At 72.2% G+C, this 23,852-nt stretch carries 25 protein-coding genes; 16 read left to right on the top strand and 9 right to left on the bottom strand.

Going from position 1 to position 23,852, the window contains the following annotated elements:
• Positions 1-8: 8 nt before the first annotated feature.
• On the top strand, positions 9-758 hold the full coding sequence (cobF, locus tag E1293_RS18460) for a precorrin-6A synthase (deacetylating) (RefSeq protein ID WP_207938917.1): 750 nt from the start codon (positions 9-11) through the stop codon (positions 756-758).
• A 37-nt stretch (positions 759-795) separates the two neighbouring features.
• Here the strand turns inward: cobF and E1293_RS18455 are convergent, their stop codons facing one another.
• Positions 796-2,265 (bottom strand): MFS transporter, encoded by a 1,470-nt coding sequence (locus E1293_RS18455; protein WP_243716313.1) that lies wholly within the window; start codon positions 2,263-2,265, stop codon positions 796-798.
• A 117-nt stretch (positions 2,266-2,382) separates the two neighbouring features.
• Here E1293_RS18455 and E1293_RS18450 point away from each other — a divergent pair, with 117 nt between their 5' ends.
• Positions 2,383-2,841, top strand: coding sequence for a MarR family winged helix-turn-helix transcriptional regulator (locus E1293_RS18450; protein ID WP_243716312.1), 459 nt, complete (start codon positions 2,383-2,385; stop codon positions 2,839-2,841).
• A 26-nt stretch (positions 2,842-2,867) separates the two neighbouring features.
• Positions 2,868-3,713, top strand: a complete 846-nt coding sequence (locus tag E1293_RS18445; RefSeq protein ID WP_132198660.1) for an LLM class flavin-dependent oxidoreductase — start codon at positions 2,868-2,870, stop codon at positions 3,711-3,713.
• Between the two features lie 9 nt (positions 3,714-3,722).
• Here the strand turns inward: E1293_RS18445 and E1293_RS18440 are convergent, their stop codons facing one another.
• Entirely contained in the window at positions 3,723-4,364 is a 642-nt protein-coding gene (locus tag E1293_RS18440) for an SIMPL domain-containing protein (RefSeq protein WP_132198659.1), read from the bottom strand.
• Positions 4,365-4,531: 167 nt separating this feature from the next.
• On the opposite strand from E1293_RS18440, the gene E1293_RS18435 reads away from it, so the two are divergent.
• The 4 genes from E1293_RS18435 to E1293_RS18420 all read left to right on the top strand — a co-directional run bounded on the left by E1293_RS18435 (position 4,532) and on the right by E1293_RS18420 (position 7,761).
• Positions 4,532-5,665, top strand: coding sequence for a 5-methyltetrahydropteroyltriglutamate--homocysteine S-methyltransferase (locus E1293_RS18435; RefSeq protein ID WP_132198658.1), 1,134 nt, complete (start codon positions 4,532-4,534; stop codon positions 5,663-5,665).
• A 128-nt stretch (positions 5,666-5,793) separates the two neighbouring features.
• Complete coding sequence (locus E1293_RS18430; protein ID WP_243716314.1) at positions 5,794-6,624, top strand: undecaprenyl-diphosphate phosphatase; 831 nt, start codon at positions 5,794-5,796, stop codon at positions 6,622-6,624.
• Between the two features lie 90 nt (positions 6,625-6,714).
• On the top strand, positions 6,715-7,458 hold the full coding sequence (locus tag E1293_RS18425) for a dienelactone hydrolase family protein (protein ID WP_132198656.1): 744 nt from the start codon (positions 6,715-6,717) through the stop codon (positions 7,456-7,458).
• 12 nt (positions 7,459-7,470) lie between these two features.
• Positions 7,471-7,761 carry a DUF6295 family protein gene (locus tag E1293_RS18420; RefSeq protein WP_132198655.1) on the top strand — a complete coding sequence of 97 codons (291 nt, stop codon included), beginning with the start codon at positions 7,471-7,473 and terminating at the stop codon, positions 7,759-7,761.
• 38 nt (positions 7,762-7,799) lie between these two features.
• Here E1293_RS18420 and E1293_RS18415 read toward each other — a convergent pair whose 3' ends face one another.
• Positions 7,800-9,533 carry a feruloyl-CoA synthase gene (locus E1293_RS18415; RefSeq protein ID WP_132198654.1) on the bottom strand — a complete coding sequence of 578 codons (1,734 nt, stop codon included), beginning with the start codon at positions 9,531-9,533 and terminating at the stop codon, positions 7,800-7,802.
• A 75-nt stretch (positions 9,534-9,608) separates the two neighbouring features.
• A complete protein-coding gene (locus E1293_RS18410; protein WP_132198653.1) occupies positions 9,609-11,042 on the bottom strand; it encodes an amidohydrolase family protein in 1,434 nt (477 codons plus the stop codon).
• Positions 11,043-11,237: 195 nt separating this feature from the next.
• Here E1293_RS18410 and E1293_RS18405 point away from each other — a divergent pair, with 195 nt between their 5' ends.
• The 5 genes from E1293_RS18405 to E1293_RS18385 are packed head-to-tail and all read left to right on the top strand — an operon-like array spanning position 11,238 to position 15,397.
• The gene (locus E1293_RS18405; protein ID WP_132198652.1) at positions 11,238-12,413 is read left to right on the top strand and encodes a CaiB/BaiF CoA transferase family protein; all 1,176 of its coding nucleotides are present in this window, start codon (positions 11,238-11,240) and stop codon (positions 12,411-12,413) included.
• Positions 12,406-13,221, top strand: coding sequence for a citryl-CoA lyase (locus E1293_RS18400; RefSeq protein ID WP_132198651.1), 816 nt, complete (start codon positions 12,406-12,408; stop codon positions 13,219-13,221). The genes E1293_RS18405 and E1293_RS18400 overlap by 8 nt, the downstream gene beginning before the upstream one ends.
• Entirely contained in the window at positions 13,214-14,077 is an 864-nt protein-coding gene (locus E1293_RS18395) for a DODA-type extradiol aromatic ring-opening family dioxygenase (RefSeq protein ID WP_132198650.1), read from the top strand. Before E1293_RS18400 ends, E1293_RS18395 begins: the two co-directional genes overlap by 8 nt.
• Complete coding sequence (locus tag E1293_RS18390) at positions 14,074-14,436, top strand: hypothetical protein (RefSeq protein ID WP_132198649.1); 363 nt, start codon at positions 14,074-14,076, stop codon at positions 14,434-14,436. Before E1293_RS18395 ends, E1293_RS18390 begins: the two co-directional genes overlap by 4 nt.
• Positions 14,437-14,440: 4 nt before the next feature.
• Positions 14,441-15,397 (top strand): quinone oxidoreductase family protein, encoded by a 957-nt coding sequence (locus E1293_RS18385; RefSeq protein WP_132198648.1) that lies wholly within the window; start codon positions 14,441-14,443, stop codon positions 15,395-15,397.
• On the opposite strand, the gene E1293_RS18380 is transcribed toward E1293_RS18385, so the two are convergent.
• The 4 genes from E1293_RS18380 to E1293_RS18365 form a co-directional block, all read right to left on the bottom strand.
• Positions 15,384-16,184: an IclR family transcriptional regulator domain-containing protein gene (locus E1293_RS18380; protein WP_132198647.1), complete on the bottom strand. Its 801-nt coding sequence runs from the start codon at positions 16,182-16,184 to the stop codon at positions 15,384-15,386. The two genes, E1293_RS18385 and E1293_RS18380, sit on opposite strands and share 14 nt — an antisense overlap.
• Before the next feature lie 86 nt (positions 16,185-16,270).
• The gene (locus E1293_RS18375) at positions 16,271-16,723 is read right to left on the bottom strand and encodes a MaoC family dehydratase (RefSeq protein ID WP_132198646.1); all 453 of its coding nucleotides are present in this window, start codon (positions 16,721-16,723) and stop codon (positions 16,271-16,273) included.
• Positions 16,720-17,607 carry an amidohydrolase family protein gene (locus E1293_RS18370; RefSeq protein ID WP_132198645.1) on the bottom strand — a complete coding sequence of 296 codons (888 nt, stop codon included), beginning with the start codon at positions 17,605-17,607 and terminating at the stop codon, positions 16,720-16,722. The genes E1293_RS18375 and E1293_RS18370 overlap by 4 nt, the downstream gene beginning before the upstream one ends.
• Positions 17,604-18,509, bottom strand: a complete 906-nt coding sequence (locus tag E1293_RS18365) for an SDR family NAD(P)-dependent oxidoreductase (RefSeq protein WP_132198644.1) — start codon at positions 18,507-18,509, stop codon at positions 17,604-17,606. Before E1293_RS18365 ends, E1293_RS18370 begins: the two co-directional genes overlap by 4 nt.
• 139 nt (positions 18,510-18,648) lie before the next feature.
• On the opposite strand from E1293_RS18365, the gene E1293_RS18360 reads away from it, so the two are divergent.
• From E1293_RS18360 to E1293_RS18350, 3 genes are all read left to right on the top strand, one after another.
• Complete coding sequence (locus tag E1293_RS18360) at positions 18,649-19,497, top strand: PaaX family transcriptional regulator (protein WP_132198643.1); 849 nt, start codon at positions 18,649-18,651, stop codon at positions 19,495-19,497.
• Positions 19,498-19,529: 32 nt separating this feature from the next.
• On the top strand, positions 19,530-20,813 hold the full coding sequence (locus tag E1293_RS18355) for a pyridoxal phosphate-dependent aminotransferase (RefSeq protein ID WP_132198642.1): 1,284 nt from the start codon (positions 19,530-19,532) through the stop codon (positions 20,811-20,813).
• Between the two features lie 140 nt (positions 20,814-20,953).
• On the top strand, positions 20,954-22,168 hold the full coding sequence (locus tag E1293_RS18350) for a cytochrome P450 family protein (protein WP_132198641.1): 1,215 nt from the start codon (positions 20,954-20,956) through the stop codon (positions 22,166-22,168).
• A gap of 20 nt (positions 22,169-22,188) precedes the next feature.
• Here the strand turns inward: E1293_RS18350 and E1293_RS18345 are convergent, their stop codons facing one another.
• Complete coding sequence (locus E1293_RS18345; RefSeq protein ID WP_132198640.1) at positions 22,189-23,142, bottom strand: DNA polymerase domain-containing protein; 954 nt, start codon at positions 23,140-23,142, stop codon at positions 22,189-22,191.
• Positions 23,143-23,194: 52 nt separating this feature from the next.
• On the opposite strand from E1293_RS18345, the gene E1293_RS18340 reads away from it, so the two are divergent.
• Complete coding sequence (locus E1293_RS18340) at positions 23,195-23,815, top strand: FMN-binding negative transcriptional regulator (RefSeq protein WP_132198639.1); 621 nt, start codon at positions 23,195-23,197, stop codon at positions 23,813-23,815.
• The last annotated feature ends 37 nt before the right edge of the window (positions 23,816-23,852 follow it).

The raw sequence follows: 23,852 nt of genomic DNA, 5'->3' as shown, positions 1-23,852 counted from the left end.
TTGCTCCGGTGAAGCGGCTTTCGATCATCGGGATCGGGGCGGGCGACCCCGATCACCTGACGTTCCAGGCGGCGAAGGCCATCGCCGCCGCCGACGTGTTCCTCCTCGTCGACAAGGGCGAGGCCAAGCACGACCTGGCCGGGCTGCGGCACGACCTGATCGCGCAGCACGGCCGCCGCCCGTACCGCATCGTCGAGGCCCGAGATCCCGAGCGTGACCGCACCGCCGCCGCCTACACCGAAGCCGTCGAGGACTGGCGCTCCCGCCGCGCCCGCATCTACCGGTCGTTCATCGAGGACGAGCTGAAGGACGGGCAGACCGGCGCGTTTCTCGTCTGGGGCGATCCCGGCGTCTACGACAGCACGCTCGCCGCGCTGGACGAGGTCGACGCCGAGTTCGAGTGCGAGGTGATCCCCGGCATCAGCAGCGTCTCCGCGCTCACCGCCCGGCACCGCGTCGGGCTCACGCAGGTGGGGCGGCCCGTCCACATCACCACGGGCCGCCGCCTCGCCGCCGAGGGCGCCACCGCCGACGACGTCGTCGTCATGCTGGACGCGCACTGCTCGTTCGCCGAGGCCGGCGACGGCTTCCGCATCTACTGGGGCGCCTACCTCGGCACGCCCGACGAGATCCTCATCGAGGGCCCGGTCGGGGAGGTCGCGGACGAGATCCGCGCCGTCCGCGCCGAGGCCCGCGCCCGCAAGGGGTGGATCATGGACACCTACCTCCTCCGGCGGGAGCCTCCGGCGCGCGGCTGAGCAGTGTCAGGCCTTGGGCGGCGTCAGGCGAGCGGCGTCAGGCCTTGAAGGTGGCCTGCTCGCCGGCGGGCGCGGCGTGCTTCGCCGCCGGACGCACGGCACGTCCCCGTCCCGGGATGGTCAGCGCGATGATCGCGGCGAGCAGCGCCACCCCGGAGCCGATCAGCAGGCCGGCCCGGAAGCCGTTCTCGGACGGCAGCACGTGCCCGCTGAGGTCGATGGTCAGCTGCGACAGCACGACCCCGACCACGGCCGCCGACACCGAGGTGCCGACCGAGCGCATCAGCGTGTTGAAGCTGTTCGCCGACGCCGTCTCCGACTGCGGGACGGCGCCCATGATCAGGGCGGGCATCGCGCCGTAGGCGAGGCCGACGCCCATGCCGCAGATCGCGGTGACGATCATCAGGCCCCAGGCGGCGCCCAGCAGCACCGTGGACGACCCGTACCCGATCGCGATCACCAGGCTGCCGGCGGCCAGCGTCACCTTCGGGCCGCGGGCGGCCGACAGCCGGGCGCCCAGCGGTGACACCGCCATCATCACCAGCCCGGACGGGACCATCCACAGGCCCGCGGCCACCATCGACTGCCCGAGCCCGTACCCGGTCGCCTCCGGGAGCTGGAGCAGCTGCGGCACGATCAGCGCCTGGGCGTACATCGAGAAGCCGACCACGACCGAGGCGGCGTTGGTGAGCAGCACCTGGGGCCGCGCGGTGACGCGCAGGTCGACCAGCGGGTCGCGGATGCGCAGCTCCCACCAGCCCCACGCCAGCAGGACGACGACGGTGGCGGCGAAGAGCCCGATGGTCGTGCCGCTCGCCCAGCCCCAGTCGGCGCCCTTCGAGACGCCCAGCAGCAGGCACACCAGCCCCGCGCCGAGGCCGACCGCGCCGACGGCGTCGAAGCGGCCCCTGGCCTGGACGGGCGTGGCCGGCACCAGAAAGAAGATCAGCACGGCGACCAGGGCGCTGAGCGCCGCCGAGCCCCAGAACAGCACCCGCCAGCTGGTGTTCTCCGCGATGACCGCGGCGAGCGGGAGCCCGAACGCCCCGCCGATGCCCATGGACGAGCTGAGCAGCGCGATCGAGGATCCGAGCTTCTCGGGCGGCAGCAGGTCGCGCAGCGCGCTGATGCCGAGCGGGATCATGCCCATGCCGACGCCCTGCATGCCGCGCCCGACGACCATCGGGATCAGCGAGCTGGACAGCGCGCAGACCACCGACCCGGCGATGAGCGGCACCATGCAGGCCAGCAGCATCCGGCGCTTGCCGAACAGGTCGCCGAGCCGTCCGATCATCGGCATGGCGACCGCGGAGGCCAGCAGCGTGGCGGTGACCACCCAGGTCGCGTTGGACGCCGTCGTGTCGAGCAGCCGGGGCAGCTGCGCGATCAGCGGCACGACGAGCGTCTGCATGAACGCGGCGACGATGCCGCCCACGGCGAGCACGCCGACGATGCCGCCGGGGTGGACGGTGCCGCCGGGGCTGGCGGCGGGCCCGGACTCGGCCACGTGAGGTCCCTTCTGAGGTCGAACTGAGGTCGAACCAGCGAACTTGTGCACCATACATACGATGTGGTGGGCACACAACTTGTGTATGGCGCATATCACTGTGGTAGGCATGGTGGCGTGCAACGAGGCAAGCCCACCGATCTGATCGAGTACGAGACCATGCTGCTCGGGCGGCACAGCCTGGCGACGCGCCGCTCCCGGCGCGAGGGCGGGCTGCTGGAGCGCAGCGCCTACATCCTGCTCAGCCGCATCCGCATCGAGGGCCCGATGTCGATCCGGCAGCTCAGCGAGGCGTTCGACCTGGACCCCTCGACCCTCAACCGGCAGACGTCGGCGATGCTGCGCGACGGCCTGGTGGAGCGCATCCCCGACCCCGCGGGCGGCATCGCCCGCAAGTTCCGCATCACCGGCGAGGGCGAGCGCCGCCTCGACGCCGAGCGCGGGCAGATCACGGCCGGCATCGACAAGATCATGTCCGGCTGGACGGCGGACGAGGTCGCGGCCTTCGCCGCCTTCCTCCAGCGCTTCAACACCGACATCGAGCGCCTGGCGGGCCACCCCTGGCCCCGTCCCTGACCCGGGCGTCCGGATAGCGTGGGACGATGCGCCTCGGTGTCAACGTCCCCAACTTCGGCCCCGGCACCGGCCCGGGCATCCTGCGGCAGTGGGCCCGGACGGTCGAGGGCCTCGGCTTCGACCTGCTGATGGTCTCCGACCATGTCGTGATCACGCCCGACGTCGGCGAGCAGTATCCGGCGCCGTTCTACGAGCCGTTCACGACGCTCGCCTGGCTGGCCGGCGTCACCGAGCGGGTGCGGCTCGGCACCACCGTGCTGATCGTCCCGTACCGGAACCCGCTGCTCGTCGCCCGCATGGCCGCCAACCTCGACGACCTCAGCGGCGGACGGCTCGTCCTCGGCACCGGCGTCGGCTGGGCCCGCGAGGAGTTCGCGGCGCTCGGCGTCCCGTTCGAGCGGCGCGGCGCCATCACCGACGAGTACCTGCAGACGATCCGCGCCGCGTGGGAGCACACCGCCGACTACCGCGCCGACCGGATCCCCTTCTGGATCGGCGGGAACAGCGACGCCGCGCTCCGCCGGGCCGTCCGCCTCGGCGACGCCTGGCATCCGCTCCGCTTCACCCTCCCCTGGCTCCGCGACGCCCTGGAACGCCTGAACGCAGTCGCGGACGAGCACGGCCGTCCGGTCCCGGCCTTCCAGCCCCGCATCCTCCTCCGGCTGACGCCCGCACCCGTGACCGGCCCGGACCGCCGCGCCGGCGAGGGCACCCTCGACCAGGTGGCGGACGACCTGGAGCAGCTCCGCCTCCTCGGCGCCGACACCGTCCTCCTCGACCCCTTCAACGGCGACCCGGACGAGACCCTGCGCCCCAACGACGCCTGGCGCGACCTGGCAGCGGTCGCCGCCCTGGACATCGCCGGCTCGTGACCGAGGGTCTCAGTCCCGGGCGATCGAGAATCCGAGGATGACCGCGGCCGAGACCACGACGTGCCCGGGAGCCAAGTCCTGGGCCGACGCCGCGCCGCCCGAGCCGTGCCCGCGGTAGCGCTCGAAGGCGGTCCCTTCCGGATCCACGTCGTCGATGTGGACGACGGCCCCGAGGCGGACCCCGGCGGCCTCCGCGTAGAGCTCGGCCTTGCGCCGGGCCGCCGCCACGGCCTTGCGGCGGGCCTCGGCGCGCATCTCGCCCTTGCCGGTCACGTCGAACCCGACGTCCTCGATCTCGTTCGCCCCGGCGGCCACCAGGTCCACCAGCAGCGGCTGGACGTCGTCGAGGTCGCCGGACTCGACCGAGAACGCCGCCTGGCACTCGTAGCCGATGAACTTGCGCTCCGAGCCCCCGTAGCTCCAGGAGCTCTTGAGGCCCAGCCGCGACCGCTCCACGGCGGCGTCCGCGATGCCGTGCTCGCGCAGCGTCCGCCGCACCGCCTGCACCGCATCACTGGCGGACGCGAAGGCGTCCGACGGGGTCTGCTCCACCCGGATCACCTTGAACCTGGCCCGCACCAGATCCGGCATCGCCTTCTCGCTGGCCGCACCGTACGCGGCCACGCCCCACGGACGCTCCACCATCTGCATGGCGATGATCCAATCATGTCCCGCGACCACGCCGCGGCCATTTCGGTTCGACGGCCCAGGGGCCTGTTGGGGGAGGTCACCGACCATCTTGGGCAGGTCATTGATCGCCGTCGTGATAGTGCCTAGATTGGCAGGGCGAAGTCCCCGCCTCGTGAAGGGAGCGAGCCGTGCCCGAGGGAACGACCGTAAGGACGGCGCCGCCGTTCCGCGCCGACCACGTCGGCAGCCTGCTGCGTCCGCCCGCCCTGCTGGCGGCGCGGGAGGACCACGCCCAGGGCCGCATCGACGCGGCCGCGCTCGCCGCGGCCGAGGACGCCGCCATCCGCGACGTCGTGCGGATGCAGCGCGAGGCCGGGCTCCGGTCGGCGACCGACGGGGAGTTCCGCCGCACGTCCTGGCACATGGACTTCATCTACCGGCTGGGCGGGATCGACTCGGCCGACGAGAAGATCAAGGTTCAGTTCCACAGCGCGACCGGGGACATCGAGTTCACCACCGCGGCGCTGCGCGTCCACGACAAGGTCCGGCTGGACGACACGATCTTCGCCGACCACTTCGCGTTCCTGCGGGACGCGGTCGAGGACGGCGTCACCCCGAAGCTGACGATCCCGTCGCCGAACATGGTCCACTACCGGGGCGGCCCCGCGGCGATCGACCCGGCGGTCTACCCCGACATCGAGGAGTTCTGGCACGACCTGGCCGCGGCCTACGCCGAGCAGGTGCGCCGGCTCGGCGCGATGGGCTGCCGGTACCTGCAGCTGGACGACACCAGCCTCGCCTACCTCAACGACCCCGCGCAGCGCGCCATGATCACCGAGCGCGGCGACGACGCCGAGCACCTGCACCTGCGCTACATCCGGCAGATCAACGCCGCGATCGGCGGGCGCCCCGAGGGCATGAACGTCACCACCCACATGTGCCGGGGCAACTTCCGCTCGTCCTGGACGGCCGAGGGCGGCTACGACTTCGTCGCCGAGGCCCTGTTCGGCGAGCTGGACGTGGACGGCTTCTTCCTGGAGTTCGACGACGCGCGGTCGGGCGGCTTCGAGCCGCTGCGGTTCGTCCCGCCCGGCAAGATGGTCGTGCTCGGCCTGGTCACCACCAAGCGCGGCGAGCTGGAGTCCAAGGACGACCTGAAGCGCCGCATCGACGAGGCGTCCCGGTTCGTCCCGCTGGAGCAGATCTGCCTGTCGCCGCAGTGCGGGTTCTCCTCCACCGTCGAGGGCAACGTCCTGACCGCCGAGCAGCAGGCCGCGAAGCTGCGCCTCATCGCCGAGACCGCCGAGGACGTCTGGGGCTGACGTCCGGCGGCCGGCGTTCCGGTTAACAGCGGGTGAAGTTATCTCGCGCGTCGCGGGACCCGGTCGCGGCCCGGGAGTAGGCTCGCCGCGGACGGGACGCAGGTCGAGAGGAAACCGGGTCGTTGAGCGTGATCAATGTCGGGCAGGCGATCGTCCTCGGGATCGTGGAGGGCCTGACCGAGTTCCTCCCGGTGTCCTCGACCGGGCATCTGAAGATCACCGAGGGCCTGATGGACATCCCGGTGGACGACACGTCCGTCGTCGGGTTCACCGCGGTCATCCAGGTCGGCGCGATCGCCGCCGTGCTGGTGTACTTCTTCTCCGACATCGTCCGGATCGTGACGGCGTGGGGGCGGGGCATCGCCAAGCCGTCCGAGCGCTACCACCACGACTACAAGTTCGGCTGGTGGGTCATCTTCGCCACCGTCCCGGTCGTGATCGTCGGGGTCGCCGCGAAGGACCTCATCGAGGGGCCGCTCGCGTCGCTGTGGGTGGTGGCCGGGTCGCTGATCGGCGGCAGCGTCGTGATGTGGCTCGCCGACCGGTACGGCACGCACAAGCGGGGCGAGGACGACACCTCGCTCACCGACGCGATGCTGATCGGCTCGTCCCAGATCCTGGCGATGCTGTTCCCCGGCTTCTCCCGCTCGGGCGCGACGATGTCCACCGGCCTCCTGCTGGGCCTCGACCGCGTGGCCGCGACCCGGCTGTCGTTCTTCATGGGCATCCCCGCGCTGACCGGCGCCGGCATCTACGAGCTGCCGAGCGCGCTGGACTCGGGCGCCGGCGCGATGCCCCTGGTCGTCGGCACGCTGGTGTCGTTCGTCGTCGCCTACGCGTCCATCGCCTGGCTGCTCAGGTTCGTGGCGCGGCACACCTTCACGTCCTTCGTGATCTACCGCGTGGTCATCGGCCTGCTGCTGTTCGGCCTCCTGTCCGCCGGCACGCTGGACGCCTGACCCCGCGGGGTATGCGAGAGACTGTCAAGATCCGCGCGGCCGTGCCGGCACGGCCTGCGCGACCCCGCGCAGATTGGAGCACTGACAGTCATGAGCGATGCGATATGGGCCGGAACCGTCGCCGTCACCGGGCACGGGGACGCCGAGCTTGAGGCGTACCTGGCGCGGCCGCTGGGGGACGCCCCGCGCGGCGGCGTGGTGGTGATCCACCACATGCCCGGCTACGACCCCGGCACCAAGGAGTTCGTCCGGACGTTCGCGGCCCACGGGTACGCGGCCATCGCCCCGAACCTGTACTCGCGCGAAGGCGCCGGCGTCAGCCCGGACGACCAGGCCGCCGCCGCCCGCGCCAAGGGCGGCGTGCCGGACGAGCAGCTCGTCGGCGACGTCGCCGGAGCCGCCGCCCACCTGAGCTCCCTCGACCACGCCAACGGCAGGATCGGCGTGATCGGCCACTGCTCCGGCGGCCGGCAGGCGTTCCTCGCCGCCTGCGAGCTGGACATCGACGCGGCCGTCGACTGCTACGGCGCGTTCGTGGTGAAGGACCCGCCGGAGGAGTACCCGACGATGGCCGGGTCGATCGTCGCCAAGGCGCCGAACCTGTCCTGCCCGCTGCTCGGCCTGTTCGGCGAGGAGGACCGGTTCCCCGCGCCCGACGAGGTGGCCGAACTGGACGCGGAGCTGACCCGGCTCGGCAAGGAGCACGAGTTCCACACCTACCCCGAGGCCGGGCACGCGTTCTTCGCCGTCGAGCGGCCCGCGTTCCGGCCCGCCGCCGCCAAGGACGGCTGGGAGAAGATCTTCGCCTTCTACGGCCGCCACCTGAACGCCTGAGAGGAGCCGCACATGTGCACGTACCAGACGGTGAAGGTGGAGCTGGACGGCGCGGCGAAGGGCGCGAACGGCTGGTTCACCCTGACCGACGGCGCCGTGTACGTCGACCACCCGTACCACGCCTGCCACGAGCACACGGTGAACATCGACTTCACCAACCCGGGCGACGGGCCGTCCGCGCGGGTCGCGGTCGAGCTGACCGAGGAGTCCGCGCTGGCGCTCGTCGAGGCCATCCGGCAGGCGCTCGCCGCCGCCCCGCCCGGCCTCGCCTCGGCCTCCGGCCGGCGCGCGGGCGCGGCCTGACGCGGTCCGGGCGGCGCGGCGCCGGGCGCGCCGCCCGGCTACGCCGGGAGGACGACCTCGGGTGAGACGGGTTCGGCCTGCAGGAGTTCGACCAGGTGGGCGCGGTGGTCGAGGACGGCGCGCTGGTTGACGTAGCCCTTGTCGGTGATCTCGCCGTGCGCCAGCGACGCGGGGTCGTCCAGGACGAGCAGCCGGACGATCCGGCGGGACGCGCCGGTCGCGCCGCCGTTGAGCCGGCGCAGCGCCTCGCCCAGCGCCGCGCGGACGTCCGCGCAGGCCGCGGCCCTCGCCGGGTTCAGCCAGACCATCGCGCCGATGGCCGCGCTGTCGTGGCCGGTCAGCACCGCGTCGGTGACGAGGCCGCCGCAGGCGCCGAGCAGCGCGGAGCGGAGCGTGCCGACGCTGACCCACGTGCCGCTCGCCAGCTTGAAGTCCTCGCTGATGCGGCCGTCGAACACCAGGCCCTTGTCGGGGTCGGCGTCGTCCACCATCCGGACGGCGTCGCCGGTGCGGTAGTAGCCCTCCTCGTCGAACGCCTCCCAGGTCCGCTCCGGGTCGTCGAGGTAGCCGGGCGTGACGGACGGCCCCTTCACGCGTATCTCCAGTTTGGGCCCGACCGGCGCCAGCTTGATCGAGACGCCGGGGAGCGGCACGCCGATGCAGTCGCTGCGGCCGGAGGCGAAGTACGCCGAGGTCGCGCCCGGGGCCGTCTCGGTCGCGCCCCACGACGTCGTCATCGGCGCCGGCGAGCCGGCGGACGCGGCGACCTTGGCGATGCCGTCCCACACCTGCTGCGGGAGCGCGGCGGCCGCGAAGAAGACGTAGCGCATCCGGGAGAAGAACGCGGCGGCGAACTCGGCGTCGGCCTCCAGGTGCGGCAGGAGTGAGGCGTACCCGGCGGGCACGTTGAAGTACACGGTCGGGCGGACGTCGGCGAGGTTGCGGACGGTGCGCCTCACCAGGTCGGGTCCGGGCCGTCCGTCGTCGACGTAGAGGCTGCCGCCGTTGGCGATGGCGAGGCCCGCGTTGTGGTTGCCGCCGAACGTGTGGCTCCACGGCAGCCAGTCGAGCAGGACGGGCGGCTCCTCGGCGAGGAACGGCCAGATCCGGCGGAGCATCCGCTGGTTGGCGCACAGCATCCGGTGCGTGTTGAGCACGCCCTTGGGGCGGCCGGTCGAGCCCGAGGTGAAGAGGATCTTCGCGATCGTGTCCTCGCCCACGCGGGCGTAGTGCTCGTCCACCTCGGCGGGTGCGGTCCGGGCCCACTCCTGGAAGGCGTCGCGGCCGGCGAGGGACGTTCCGCCGGCGACGTCCAAGGCGGAGGCGTAGGCGTCCGCGTCGTCGGCGAAGACCACGGCCGGCCTCGTGAGCGCCGCCATGTCGCGGAGCTTCACGTGGTCGGGGTCGAGCAGCGAGTACGCGGTGCTCACCGGGACGGCGGGCGAGCCGATCGTGTAGCAGGCCAGCGTCAGCAGCAGGTGCTCGACCGAGTTGCCGGACAGGATCATCACCGGGCGGCCGGACGCGCCGTGGTCGAGGAGCGCCTGGGCGAGGCCGTCCACCAGGCGCCGCGCCTCGCCGTAGGTGACGCGCCGCCAGTCCTCGCCGTCGCGGTCGGCGACGAGGACCCGGTCCGGATGCGCGCCCGCGGCGCCGCGGAACAGGCCGGCCATGCTCGCGGCGTACGGGCCGAGCGGCAGTGCGGACGCGAGGACGATCGAGCCGTCCGCGCGCCGCTCGGCGAGCGTCCTCGGCGAGGCGAACAGGTCCATGCTCGAAACTATTCAGAATTGTTGAGAAGCGTCAAGTAAATGTCGACTTTACGACATCCGGCCCCGGTTCGGCGGTCAGCGGGTGTGCGTGGAGGCGCTGCGGTAATCGGTGTAGGTGTAGGGATTGTCGAGGACCTTCGCCTCGGGGACCTCCGGGTGCATGCCCGCCACCCACGCCTCCTCGCCCATCGACGAGCGCAGGTACTCGACCGTGGCCTCGATCTCGCGGCGGGCGGCGGCGAGGTCGGCGCCGACCAGGCGGTGGTCGTGCTTCACGACGCGCCCGTCCACGACGACGGTGTGGACGTCCCCGCGCTGCGCCTGGAACGCGACGTGCCCGTAGGGGTTGAGGACGGGGAACGACACCGGCGAGTCGTCGTTCTTGATCAGGACGACATCGGCCTTCTTGCCGGGTTCGAGGCTGCCGAGGTCGTCGCGGCCGAGCGTCCGGGCGCCGCCGCGGGTGGCCCACTCGACGACCTGGTCGGCGCGCAGGCTGCAATGCGTGACCGTGTCGCCCTGGTTGTGCGCCTCCAGGTGCATGCGGCAGCGGTCGGCGCCGAGCGTGGTCCGCATGGCGGAGAACAGGTCGCCGCTCCACCAGACGCTCGTGTCCATCGACAGCGACACCGGGATGTCGTGCGTGCGGAGCACCCAGGTGGGCGGGTAGCCCTGGCCGGCGCTCTGCTCGCTCTCGGTGGAGACGGAGATGGAGCCGCCGGTGGCGGCGATGCGGTGGTAGGAGTCGGCGGACAGGGACGCCGCGTGCACGTACACCGTCTCGGGCGTCATGAAGCCGTGGTCGTGCATCTGCTTGATGCCCTCGTCGCTGGTCGCGCCCCACACCCCGGCGTGGGTGGTGACGGGGACGCCGAGGTCGCGGGCGACCTCGAACGCGGGCTTCTCCGGGAAGGACGGGTCGCCGACCACGTCGAACGCGATCTGGAAGCCGAGCATGTCGCCGCCGATGAGCTTGCCGGCGAAGTCGCGGAACTCCTGCGTCCCGGTCCACTCGGCGGGCGGCGCCTGGATGTTGCCGTAGGCGAGGACGAACCGTCCGGGCACCGAGCGCAGCGCGTCGACGGCGGCGTCGGCGTGGTCGAGGGTCTGCAGGCCGTGCGACCAGTCGACGACCGTGGTGACGCCCGCGTCGATGGCCTCCAGTGCGGCGAGGACGTTCCCGGCGTGGACGTCGTCGGGCCGGAACCGCTTGCCGTGCTCCAGGTAGTACCAGACGAAGTACTGGGTCAGCGTCCAGTCGGCACCGTAGCCGCGCATCGCGGTCTGCCACATGTGCCGGTGGGTGTCGATCATCCCGGGCATGACGATGCCGCCGGACGCGTCGATCTCGGCGGTGCCGTCCGGCACCGGCAGGTCCGGGCCGACCGCGGTGATCCGGTCGCCCTCGATGAGGACGTCGGCGCGGTCCAGGACCTCGCGCCCGTCGGTCATCGGCAGCACGGTCCCGCCGCGCAGCACCAGGGGACGGCCCGGCTCGAACTCGCTCATCGCTTGCACTCCTCGTCCTCGGGACACGACCGCCGGAAGCAGTACGGACGCCTGTCCGCTCTACGGTCAAACCTGTATCCGGCCACTCTTGCCAGCGGTAGTCAAAGTGTCAACCACTTGACCGCCCTGGATATGGGCATGCCAGAATCGTAGTGACGGACGACTGTCCGTCCAACGGACGAGCAAGGGAGCCGGATGACGGACGACATCGCGCGCGAGGGGCCGCTGTCCGGGGTGCTGGTGGCGGACTTCTCCCGGATCCTCGCCGGGCCCTACGCGACGATGCTGCTGGCCGACCTGGGCGCCGACGTGGTGAAGGTGGAGGGCCCGAAGGGCGACGACACCCGGTCGTGGACGCCGCCCGCGCGCGGCGACGCCGCGACCTACTACCTCGGCGTCAACCGGGGCAAGCGGTCGATCGCGCTGGACCTGCGGAACGAAGGCGACGCGGCGGCCGGCCGCGAGCTGGCCCGCCGCGCGGACGTCCTGATCGAGAACTTCAAGCCGGGCGGCCTCGCCAGGTTCGGGCTCGACTACGACGCGGTGCGGGCCGCGAACCCGGGCATCGTGTACAGCTCGATCACCGGGTTCGGGGCGGGTGCGGGACGGCACGTCCCCGGGTACGACCTGATGGTGCAGGCGATCTCCGGGCTGATGAGCCTGACCGGCGACCCGGACGGCCCTGCCTACCGGGCGGGCATCTCGGTGTTCGACGTGATGGCGGGCAACCACGCGGCGATCGGCATCCTGGCCGCGCTGCGGCACCGGGACGCGACCGGCGCGGGCCAGCACGTCGAGGTGAACCTGCTGTCGTCCGCGCTGACCGGGCTCGTCAACCACAGCTCCGCCTACGTCGCCGGCGGCACCGTCCCGTACCGGATGGGCAACGCGCACCCGAGCGTGTTCCCCTACGAGCCGCTGCCGACCGCCGACAACGACCTGATCGTGACGGCGGCGAACGACGGGCAGTTCCGCAAGCTGTGCGTGGTCCTCGACATCCCGGACGTCCCGGACGATCCACGCTTCGCGACCAACGCCGACCGGACGGCCAACCGGGCGGAGCTGCGCCCGATCCTGGTGGAGCGGCTGAAGGCGCGCGGCGCGGTCGAGTGGTTCGAGCTGCTGGTGGACGCGGGCGTGCCGAGCGGCCCGATCAACACCATCGACGGCGGATTCGCGATGGCGGAGCGGTTCGAGCTGGACCCGGTCGTGGTGGTCGGCGAGGGCGAGCACGCCGTCCCGACGACGCGGCACCCGATCCGCTTCTCCGAGACGCCGGCGACGTACCGGCTGCCGCCGCCGGAACTGGACGAGCACGGTGCCGAGCTGCGTGAATGGCTGTCCGAGCCGCAGGAGGACGACCGTGGTTGAGCCTCGCGAGTACCCGACCGCGCTGGGCGCGTCCAGCCGCGAGACGATCACGCTGCTGGGACACGACCTGGCCGAGGACGTGATGGGGGAGGTCGGGTTCGGGGAGCTGGCGTTCTGGCTGGCGGCGCAGCGGCGGCCCGCGCCGGGCGAAACGCGCGTGTTCGAGGCCGTCCTCGCCGCGCTCGCCGACCACGGCTTCACCCCGACCGCGATCGTCACCCGGCTGACGTACCTGTCGGCGCCCGACTCGGTGCAGGGCGCCCTCGCCGCCGGGCTGCTCGGCGGCGGCTCCCGCTTCCTCGGCGTCACCGAGGACACGGGCCGCTTCCTGCACGACGTCCTCGCCGCGGCCGACGAGCTCCCCTCCGACGACGCGGGTTGGGACGCGCTGGCGCTGGCGACCGTCCAGGCCGAGAGGGACGCCAGGCGGTTCGTGCCGGGCCTCGGCCACCACGTGCACAAGGACGGCGACCCGCGCACCCCGCGGCTGATGGAGATCGCGACCGAGGAGGGCCTGTTCGGGCCGCACCTGTCGCTGTTCGCCGCGATCGGCCGCGTCCATCCCGGGGTGCTCGGCAAGACGCTGCCGCTGAACGGCGCCGGGGTGTGCGGCGCCGCGCTCGCCGACCTCGGGCTGCCGCTGGAGCTGCTGCGCGGGTTCGCGCTGCTCGCCCGCACCGCCGGGCTGATCGGCCAGCTCGCCGAGGAGCTGCGCCGGCCCGTCGGCAACGAGATCTTCCTGTCGGTCGACCTGAACAACCGGTCCGTCGCCCCCGACCCCTACTCCCCCGGAGACCGTCATGGCTGAACTGGTCGCTGTGATCGCTTCGACCCACCACCCCTTCTACTACCGCGCGAGCACGTCGGCCGGCGAGGACCGCCCCGACTTCGCGGACGAGTGGGTCCGCAAGGTCGAGGCGTTCCGCGAGACGCTGACGAAGGCCCGGCCGGACGTCCTGGTGATGGTCGGCTCCGACCACTTCCACCAGCTGTGGCTGGACAACATGCCGCAGTTCCTCATCGGCAAGGCGCCGTTCTACGACGCGAACTGGTACAACGAGGAACGCGAGTTCGGCCTGCCCAGGATGCAGATGAGGGGGCAGGAGGACCTGTCGGCCTACCTGCTGCGCGAAGGCCTGGACGCCGGTTTCGACCTGGCGTTCTCCAACGAGCTGCGCATCGACCACTCGATCACGTGCCCGATCATCACGCTGCGGCCGCAGAACGACCTGCCGATCGTCCCCGTCTACACCAACATCTTCGCGCCGCCGCTGCCGCGGCCGAAACGGTTCGTCCAGCTGGGGCGGACGATCCGGGAGCTGGTCGAGTCGTGGCCGGGGAACCAGCGGGTCGCGGTCATCGGCACCGGGCACCTGTCGCTGGAGCTGGGCGGTCCGCGCCAGTTCGGCCCGCACGGGCCCGACCCCGAATTCGACGCGAAGGCCGTGGAGTGGATCTCGTCCGGCGACATCGAGGGCTGCCTCGCCGAGGTGACCCTCGACAGCCTGCACGCGCCCGGTAACGCCACCCACGGCTTCATGGACTTCATGCTGATGATGGGCGTCGCGGGCGAGGGCCGCAAAGCCGACTACGTCGACACCTACGACCTGTTCCACACCATGGAGGCCTACTTCACCTGGTACCCGAACGGAGCCGGCCAGTGAGCAAGTACCTGCTGAACAAGTTCCTCTACACCGTCGACCGCGACCCCGGCCTCGTCGAACGCTACCGGGACGAGCCGGTGGCGACGGTGGCGTGGTGGGAGGAGGAGCAGGCCAACCGCATCATCAACTGCCACGGCGGCGAGTCGTCCACCTGGCTGCGGTTCGACGACGACGAGCGGGCCGCGCTCGCCGGGCACGACTACCCGAAGCTGTTCGAGCTGGGCGCGCACCCGTTCCTGACGCTGACGCTGTTCATCGCGATGTTCGAGCGCGACCACGACGAACCGCTCGGGTTCCAGCTGGAGTACGCGCGGCGCGTCTCGCACGTCACACTCCCCTACCCCGACATCGCGACCTGAGCCGATGCGAGCCGCCGAGATCAGGGAGCCGGGACGTCCGCCCGTGGTGGACGACCGGAAGCCGCCCGTGGCCGGGGGCGGCGAGGTGCTCGTGGACGTCCTCGCCGCGCCGATCACACCGCTCGACCTGCTGTGCGCGACCGGGACGTCCTACTTCGGGACGCCGGCGATGCCGTATGTGCCGGGCGTCCAGGGGGTCGGGACGTACGAGGGACGGACGGTCTGGTTCCCGACCCCGGCCGGGATGGCGCCGGGCGACGGGAGCATGGCGGAGGCCGCGGCCGTCCCGGAGGCGGAGCTGGTCGGGCTGCCGGACGGCGTCGATCCCGTCCTGCTGGCCGCGCTCGGGCTGTCGGCCGTCGCCGCGCACATGGCGCTGACCTGGCGCGGCGGGCTGGCCGCCGGTGAGCAGGTCGTGGTGCTGGGCGCGGGCGGCGTCGTCGGCCAGGCCGCCGTCCAGCTCGCCCGGACGGCGGGCGCGCGGCGGGTCATCGCCGCGGCGCGTTCGGCGGGCGCCCGCGAACGGGCCGGGCGGGCCGGGGCGGACGCGGTCGTCGCGCTCGGCACCGGCGACGCGGCCGAGCTGGCGCGGCGGTTCGCCGATGCCGCCGACGGGCCGGTCGACCTGGTCCTCGATCCGCTGTTCGGCGCTCCGGCGGCGGCAGCGGCGCGGACGCTGCGTCCCGGCGGCCGGCTCGTCAACCTCGGTGGCTCGGCGGACGAGACGTGCCCGATCGAGTCGTCGGTCATCCGCGGCAAGTCGCTGCGGCTGCTCGGCTACACCAACAACGAGCTGACGCCTGAGCAGCGGGCGTCCTCGATCGCGTTCGTGGCCGGGCAGGCCGCGTCCGGGAAGCTGAGCGTCGCGCATGAGACGGTCCCGCTGAAGGACGCGGCGGCGGCGTGGCGGCGTCAGGCGGAAGGGTCGGCGGCGGGACGGATCGTCCTCACCCCGCGGTGACCTGCGGGACGGTCTCCAGCCGCGCGAAGTCGGCGCTGATCTCCCCCGCCGTGTGCAGGAGCATCGGGAGGTGCTCCTCCAGCAGCTGCTCGACGGGCGTCTCGGCGGCGTGCGTGTTCACGTTGATGCCCGCAACGACCTTGCCGGAGCCGTCCCGCAGGGGCGCCGCCACCGAGCGGATGCCGCGCGCGAGCTGCTCGTCGGTCAGCGCCCAGCCGCGCGCCCGGACCTCGCGCAGCTCCGCGTCCCGCTCCTCCCTGGAGAGGTGGACGCGGGGCTCCAGGCCGGAGCGGGTCGGCTCGGCGAGGATCCGGTCGACGTCGGCGGAGTCGAGCGCGGCGAGCTGCACCTTGCCGAGCGAGGTCTGCAGCGCCGGGAACCGCGTGCCGATCTGCACCGCCAGCGCCACGATCTTCGGGACGGCGACCCGGGCCACGTAGACGATGTCGGACCCGTCGAGCTGCGCGATCGAGCACGACTCGTTCGTCCGGGCGACCAGCCGTTCCATGTGGGGGCGCGCGACGTCCCACAGGCCCAGCGAGCGGACGTAGGCGACGCCGAGGCCGAGGACGCGCGGGGTGAGGGCGTAGCCGCCGTCGTCCGCGCGCACGTACCCGAGTTCCCGGAGGGTGAGCAGGATGCGGCGGGCGGTCGGGCGGGCCAGTCCGGTGGCCTCCGCGACCTGCGCCAGCGTCATGACCGGCCGGCGCGCCTCGAAGGCGGTGATGACGTCGAGGCCCCGGGCCAGCGCCTCGATGAAGTCCGGTCCGGTCCCTTCCCGTGGCATCGATCGTCCCCCATCCGCCGGCGTCGGCTGTCCATCATACGGACACCTGACCGAACCGACCGACCACGACCCAGACCGTTGAGAAGTCAGGGGTAGAAGCGGAAGAGGGCTTGGAGGGCGCAGGCCGGTTTGGGGGCGTTCTCTATCTCCACCGTCAGGTCGGCTGTCAGCTGCAGGCCGCCGGATACGTCTGAAACGTCGGTCAGGGTTCCCGTGAGGCGGATACGGGAGCCGGACGGGACGGGGGCCGGGAAGCGCACCTTGTTCAGCCCGTAGTTCACCTTGGTCGTGACGCCGGTGACGTCGAGGAGTTCGGTCCAGAGCGGGATGACCAGCGACAGCGTCAGGTACCCGTGCGCGATCGGGCCGCCGAACGGGCCGTCCTTCGCGCGTTCGGGGTCGACGTGGATCCACTGGTGGTCGTCGGTGGCGTCGGCGAAGGTGTTGATCCGGGCCTGGTCCACCTCCAGCCAGCGACTGGTGCCGAGCGACCCGCCGGCCAGGCTCTTCAGGTCCTCGAACGCGACTGTCGTGCTCATGCCTTCTCCCCCTTGCCGAGGCCGAGGGCCCGGATCGCGTTGTCCTTGAGGATCTTGGGGCGAACGTGCGGTTTGATCTCCAGCTTGGCGAAGTCGTCCCGCCAGCGGTCCGGGCTGATGACCGGGTAGTCGGAGCCGAACAGCACCTTGTCCTGGAGCAGGCTGTTGGCGTACCGGACGAGCTGCGGCGGGAAGTACTTCGGCGACCAGCCGGACAGGTCGATGTAGACGTTCGGCTTGTGCGTGGCGACGGCGAGGGCCTCGTCCTGCCAGGGGAACGACGGGTGCGCCATGATGATCGTCAGTTCGGGGAGGTCGACGGCGACGTCGTCCAGCAGCATCGGGTTCGACAGGCCGAGCCGGATGCCGCCGCCGCCCGGCATGCCCGCGCCGATCCCGGTCTGCCCGGTGTGGAACAGCGCCGGGACGCCGTGCTCGGCCGCGACCTCCAGCAGCGGGTAGGCGCTGCGGTCGTTCGGCGCGAAGCCCTGCAGGGACGGATGGAACTTGATGCCGCGGACGCCGCGCTCCTCGATCAGGCGGCGGAGCGTCCGGGCGCCGGCGCGTCCCTTCGCGGGGTCGATGCTGGCGAACGGGACGAGCACGTCGGGGTGCTCGGCGGCGGCGTCCGCGATCTCCTCGTTGGACAGCGCGGGATGCCCGGTGGCGTTCTCGATGTCGACGGTGAACACCACGGCGGCCGTGCGGCGCTCGCGGTAGTACGCCGCGATCTCGTGGACATCGGGCGTGTGGTGCTCGCCGCCGAAGTACTCCGCGGACGCTTCGAGGTAGTCGCCTGGGAGGGAGAGGTGGCCGTGGAGGTCGGTCTCGACGTGCACGTGGACGTCGATGGCCTCCAGTGCGTCCAGGTCGAGGCCGCTCATCGGGACGCCTCCGGGAGGTTCTCCCCCACGCCCTGCTCGTGCTCGGCGAAGATCGTGGGCCAGGCGCCGGCGATGTCGTCCGCGCCCCAGCCGCCGTCCCGGTAGGCGGCGACCGCCTGCGTCGGGTGGCTCCAGATCGAGAGCCGGTCGCCGCCGACGCCGACGGCCTGCCCGGTGATGCCGGACGCGGCGTCGGACGCGAGGAACGCGACGAGCCCGGCGGCGTCCTCGGGCGTGCCGAACGCGAGGGCGCGGCGGGCGAACGGCGGCATCTCGCGTCCCTCCCGCATCGCCTCGGCGTACGGGGCGAGCGCGGGGATCGTCTCGGTCATCGCGGTCGCCGCGACCGGGACGATCGCGTTCACGGTGACGTTCGCGCGGGCCAGCTCCATCGCCCAGGTGCGGACGAAGCCGACGATCCCGGCCTTGGCCGCCGAGTAGTTCGTCTGCCCGAAGTTGCCGCGCTGCCCGGCCGGGGAGCCGACCAGGATGAGCCGGCCGCCCTCGCCCTGCTGGCGGAACCGGACGGCGGCGGCGCGGGCGCAGGTGAAGGTGCCCTTCAGATGGACCTGGACGACGGTGTCGAAGTCGTCGTCGGTCATCTTCCACAGCACGCGGTCGCGCAGGACGCCGGCGTTGGTCACCATCACGTCGAGCCGGCCGAACTCGTCCACGGCCCGCCCGACCAGGGCCTCGGCCGTCTCGGACGGGCCGACGGCGGCGGCGTGCGGGACGGCCCGGCCGCCCGCGTCGGTGATCTGCTTCGCCGCGGCCCGGGCCGTCGCGGCGTCCACGTCGTTGACCACGACGGCCGCGCCCGCGCGGGCGAGTTCCGCGGCGTAGGCGAGGCCGAGGCCGCGCCCGGCGCCGGTGACCACCGCCACCTTCCCGTTCAGCTCCATTGCCACCCTCTCCCGGTCGATCGTCCCTCAGAAGTTAGATGTCACAGTGTCGTGCGTCAATATTTGATCGAATAAGCTGAGCCGCGTGCCGGCGGCGAGGCATGCTGTGATGGCCACCGGACGAACAGGAGGGACGGGAATGACCGCCGAGCAGGACGCGTCCCCCGGCGCCCGGCCGCGCCGGCGGGCGCCGCAGCAGCTGCTGTTCAGCTTCCTCGGATCGCTCGTCCTCGACCGCGGCCACCCGCCGATCAGCTCGCGGGTCTTCCTGCACCTGCTGGACGACCTCGGGGTGGCGGAGGCGGCGGGCCGCGCCACGCTCGCGCGGATGACCCGCAAGGGCCTGCTCGACCGCACCCGGGAGGGCCGCACCGCCCGGTTCTCGCTCAGCCCCTGGGCGGAGGACCTGCTCCGCGAGGCCACGCCGCGGGTCCGGTCGCCGAAGCCGTTCACCCACCCGGGCGGCGAGTGGACGCTGCTCAGCTACTCCATGCCGGAGAGCCGCCGCGACCTGCGCCACCAGATCCGCGCGCGGCTCAGCTGGGCGGGCTTCGGCGGGCTGCGGGACGGGCTGTGGATCGCGCCCGGCCGGGCCGACATCGCCGCGATCTTCGCCGGGCCGGAGTTCGCCGGGCTGGCGGAGCTGGCCGACGGGTTCTACTCCCTGCCGGTGGAGGGCACCGACGTGCCGCGGCTGCTGCACCGGGCGTGGGACGTCGAGGCGATCCGCGCCGAGCACGAGGCGTTCCTCGCGACCTGGACGCCGGACCGCGAGCGGCACGACCGTCCGCTCACCCGGCTGACCCTCCTCGGCGCCGACTGGCTGCAGCTGCTGCGCACCGACCCCGGGCTGCCCGCCGAGCACCTCCCGGACGGCTGGCCCGCGCCGGCGTCCACCGCCCTCTACCGGGAGCGCTTCGACACCCTGGAACCGGACGCGACCGGGCAGCTGCGCAAGCTCCTCGAAGCCGACGCCGGACGCCGCTGAACCGCCGCCCGGAGGGGCGCGTACCCTCTTGCGTGCCATCGGACCCGATAGATCCGGGGCTGCTGCGCAAGAACGCGCACAGCCCGTCCTTCTTCGCCCTCCAGCGGGCGTCGTCAGGGCGGCAGGACCTGGTCGACTTCTGCATCCCGTGCAACCCGTACTTCCCGACGCCGGCGATGTTCTCCCAGCTGGCGGGCTCGCTGGAGCACATCCTGAAGTACTACCCGAGCGACGCCGACACGATCACCGCCGAGCTGTGCGCGACGCTCGGGCACAACCCGCAGACGGTCGTGATGGGCAACGGGTCGACGGAGCTGATCACCTGGATCGACCACCTGCTGGTGCGCGAGAGCCTCGCCACGCCGATCCCGACGTTCGGCCGCTGGACGGACCAGCCGCTGGAGACCGGCAAGCGGGTCGACATGTTCCAGCTCCACGAGCTGCGCGGGTTCGAGTTCGACGTGGACGCGTTCGTGCACTTCATCCGGGCGCGCGGGTCGCGGACGGCGGTCGTGTGCAACCCCAACAACCCCGACGGCGGGTACGTCCCGCGGCGGGAGATCGTCCGGCTGCTGGACTGCCTCATCGACCTGGATCTGGTCGTCGTGGACGAGTCGTTCCTCGACTTCGTCGACGCCGAGGCGCACACCAGCGTCGCCGACGAGGCCCGCATCCGCCCGAACGTGATCGTGCTGAAGAGCCTCGGGAAGAACTTCGGGCTGCACGGCATCCGGTTCGGGTACATGGTCGCCAACCCGGCGCTGGCGCAGACCGTCCGGGCCGCGCTGCCGCGCTGGAACCTCAACTCCTTCGCCGAGGTCGTGGTGTTCCTGCTGCGCGAGCACGGCGCCGAGTACCGGGAGAGCCTGCGGCTGCTGTCGCGCGACCGGATGCTGATGGCGCAGCAGCTCGCGTCGCTGCCGGGGCTGAAGGTGTTCCCGTCGCAGGGCAACTTCCTCATGGTCAAGCTGCCGGACGGCAAGGACGGCGTCGGGCTCCGCGACCACCTGATCGCCCACCACGGAGTGTTCGTGCGGGAGTGCGGCAACAAGCTCGGTTCGACGAGCCAGTTCCTGCGGCTCGTCGTCCGGCCGCAGACGGACGTGCAGCGCCTGCTGATCGGGCTCGGCTCCTACTTGTACGGCGCCCCGCCCGAGTACGGCGCCCCGCCCGAGGCCGCACCCGACAACGTGGTGTCGCCCGGTCACGGCTGGGGCGAGCCCGCCGCAGCTGGCGCCGACGCGGACGTGCCGGGCCGGTTCGCCGACCCGCGGCACCCCGAGACCCGCCCAGAGGATTTCCGCGCCGCCATTTAAGGAAAGGCCGAAAAGGAGTAGGCGAGTCAGTCGCCGGAGTGCTCTGGCAGAGTGGCGCGACGCACCGTACGTTGGCAGCGTCCGCTCATTCAGAAGCCGCCTCGCGCGGCGACTCCAACGCGATCTCGGAAAGGTTCTCAATGGAGAATCCGCACGTCATCGACCCGTTCGGCAGCGACGTTCAGGGAGAGGCCGCGAAACTGCGGGAACGCGGCCCGGTGGCGCCCGTGGAACTCCCCGGCGGCGTCGCGGCCTGGGCGGTGACCGGCCAGGAGCAGCTCAAGCGGCTATTGGCCGACCCGCGGGTGTCCAAGAACCCGAACCTGCACTGGACGAAGTACATCAACGGTGAGATCGCCGAGGACTGGCCGCTGCGCCTGTGGGTCTCGGTGCGGAACATGTTCACCGCCTACGGCGACGACCACCGGCGGCTCCGCACCATCATCTCGCGCGCGTTCACCCCGCGCCGCACCGAGGCGCTCCGCCCGGACGTCGAGCAGATCACCCGCGACCTCGTCGACGGGCTCGCCGCCTCCCCCGGCGGGCGCGCCGACCTGCGCGAGGCGTTCGCCTACCCGCTGCCGATCGAGGTGATCTGCCGGCTGTTCGGCGTCCCGGACGAGACCCGGCCGGCGCTGCGGCGCTGCGTCGACGGCATCTTCAACACGGCGCTCACGCCCGAGGAGGCGATCTCCAACCAGGTCGAGATGTACGGCATCCTCCAGGAGTTCGTCGCGTTCCGGCGCCGCGAGCCCGCCGACGACCTGGCCGGCGTCCTCATCGCCTCCACCGACGAGGACGGCTCGCGGCTGAGCGAGACCGAGCTCGTCGACACGCTCATCCTGATGATCTCCGCCGGCCACGAGACGACGGTGAACCTGCTCGACCAGGCGATCACGGCGCTGCTGACGCATCCGCGGCAGCGCGCCCTCGTCCGGTCGGGCGAGGTGCCGTGGAGCGAGGTGATCGAGGAGTCGCTGCGCTGGCAGGCGCCCGTCGCGAACCTGCCGCTGCGCTACGCGGTCGAGGACATCGACGTCGACGGCGTCACGATCGGCAAGGGCGAGGCGATCCTCGCGGCCTACGCGGCGGCGGGGCGCGACCTCTCCCTGCACGGCGACGACGCCGACCTGTTCGACCTCACCCGCGCGAACAAGGAGCACATCTCCTTCGGGCACGGCGTGCACTTCTGCGTGGGTTCGCATCTCGCGCGGATGGAGGCCGAGGTGTCGCTGCCTGCGCTTTTCAGCCGTTTCCCCGATATGGCGCTCGCGGTCGACCCGGCCGAACTGCGTCCGGTCGAGTCGTTCATCTCCAACGGCCACCGGACGCTGCCCGTCGACCTCAATTCCTGAGTTCCCGCCGGCGGCGGATTTCAGGTGTTCCGGCGCGCCCGGGCCCGGCGTTTGCCTTCGTGCATCGCCTGGACCCGGGCGATCGGGATCGTGTGCCCCTGCTCGACCAGATCGGCGGGCAGGGACTGCGGCTCCGGCATGAGGTCGGCCCACGGGTCGCGGTCGGCCACGAGGGCGGCGGCGGTCTTCACGGTGAAGTCGGACGGCGCGACATCGTCGAGGTCGTCCCACGGCACGGGGAACGAGACCGGCGTACCGGGACGGATCCGCGGGCTGTAGGCGGCGACGACGGTCGCGCCGCCGGCGCGCGTCGAGTCGAGGAACACCTTGCCGCCGCGGTCCTCCCGGATGAACGCCGTCGTCGCCAAGCCGGGGTCGAGCAGCTCGGCGCGAACGGCCAGGGCGCGGGTGGCGGCGGCGACGTCCACGATGGGCGCCTCGCCGTCCAGGGGCACGAACACGTGCACGCCCTTGGCGCCGCTCGTCTTGACCGCGCCGCGCAGGCCCGAGTCGTCCATCGCCTGCCGGACGACGTGCGCGGCGGCGACGGCGACACCGAACGCGTCCGGGTCGGGCGGGTCGATGTCGATGACCAGGTCGGTGGGCCTGTCCCACGCGTCGGCGAGCACGAGTGGCGGGTGGTACTCGACGGCGCGCTGGTTCGCGAACCACAGCAGCGTGCGGCGGTCGTCGCACAGCGCGTAGGAGACCTCGCGCTGGGACGTCTCCGCCCACACCGTGACCGTCCGCACCCAGGACGGCGTGTACTTGGGCGTATTTTTCTGCATGAACGGCTTCTGGCCGCGCAGCACGCGCTTGACCGACAGCGGCCGCCCGGCGAGCCGGGGGACGATGCGGCCGGCGACGGCGTCCAGGTAGTCGACCAGATCGCGTTTCGTCGCGTCCGCCCCCTCGAACAGGGGTTGGTCGAGGTTCGTCAGCCGAACCCCGTCACGCTCCTCATCGGCGCTCACCACTCCACCTTCGCATGCGGCACCGACAGCGCCCTCGGGTACCGTCGCGTCCATGTACGTTCCGGCGCATTTTTCCGCGGACGACGCCGAGGTCAGGGCGCTCCTGGCCGGATGCGGCGCGGCCGACCTCGTCACCAGCACGCCGCAGGGCCTGATCACGACGTTCCTGCCCGTCCTGTATAACGCCTCGGTGGGCGAGCACGGCGCGATGCTGGCGCATGTGGCGCGCAACAACGACCAGTGGCGCGAGCCCGCCGCCGGAGAGTCGCTGCTCATCGTGCACGGGCCGGACGCGTACGTGTCGCCGTCCTGGTACGCGTCCAAGGCCGAGCACGGGCGCGTGGTACCGACGTGGAACTACCTGACCGCGCACGTCTACGGGCATCTCGTCGTCCATGACGATCCGGCCTGGGTCGAGTCGATGGTGCGCCGCCTCACCGGCCGCCACGAGGGCGACCGGGATCCCGGATGGTCCGTGGACGACGCTCCGCCCGCGTTCATCGCCGGCCAGCTCCGCGCGATCGTGGGCCTCGAACTGCTGATCACCCGGATCGAGGCGAAGGCGAAGATGAGCCAGAACCGTCCGGAGGCCGACCGCGCCGGCGTGGTCGAGGGCTACCTCGCGGAGGGCGACGCCACGATGGCGGAGGCGGTCCGCGACGCCTCGGCGTAGCCCGCGTTCAGCGGGGGCGCCAGGGGGATTCCGGGGC

The sequence above is a fragment of the Actinomadura darangshiensis genome (assembly GCF_004349235.1).
GTDB classification, from domain to species: domain Bacteria; phylum Actinomycetota; class Actinomycetes; order Streptosporangiales; family Streptosporangiaceae; genus Spirillospora; species Spirillospora darangshiensis.
This window is presented reverse-complemented; position numbering and strand designations above follow the sequence as displayed.